The sequence below is a fragment of the Streptomyces sp. CLV115 genome, assembly GCF_038448545.1.
Classification (GTDB): domain Bacteria; phylum Actinomycetota; class Actinomycetes; order Streptomycetales; family Streptomycetaceae; genus Streptomyces; species Streptomyces sanglieri.
In genome coordinates this window covers 1-484 of record NZ_JBCEWQ010000391.1, presented here as the reverse complement: position 1 = coordinate 484, position 484 = coordinate 1, and the positions used below count along the sequence as shown (strand labels likewise).

The window sequence follows — 484 nt, the reverse complement described above, 5'->3', positions numbered from 1 at the left end:
CACCCTCGCATCCCCCATGCAGGGCACCATCGTCAAGATCGCCGTCGAAGAAGGCCAGCAAGTCCAGGAAGGCGACCTCGTCGTCGTCCTGGAAGCCATGAAGATGGAACAACCCCTCAACGCGCACAAATCCGGCACCGTCAGAGGACTTTCGGTGGAGGTGGGCGCCTCCCTCTCCTCCGGCGCCGCGCTCTGCGACATCAAGGAGTAGGGAAGAAACCCATGTCCGTCGTCCACAACGTACCCCTCGTCGAGGCCGTGACGCGCGAGAAGGAGATCCGTCGTCTGGATCGGGTGATCATCCGTTTCGCGGGTGATTCCGGGGACGGTATGCAGCTCACCGGTGACCGTTTCACGTCGGAGACCGCGTCGTTCGGGAACGATCTGTCCACGCTGCCGAACTTTCCGGCCGAGATCCGTGCCCCCGCAGGGACCCTGCCGGGGGTTTCTTCGTTCCAGCTGCATTTCGCGGACCATGACATCC

General features: G+C 63.0%; 1 protein-coding gene and 1 pseudogene. Both read left to right on the top strand.

What is annotated here, in order from left to right; translation table 11 throughout:
• Positions 1-211, top strand: a 211-nt coding sequence (locus AADR41_RS42305) for an acetyl-CoA carboxylase biotin carboxyl carrier protein subunit (protein WP_342287799.1), incomplete at its 5' end; no start/stop codon positions are given.
• 11 nt (positions 212-222) lie between these two features.
• A pseudogene (locus tag AADR41_RS42300) lies at positions 223-484 on the top strand (2-oxoacid:acceptor oxidoreductase subunit alpha); the annotation flags it as partial.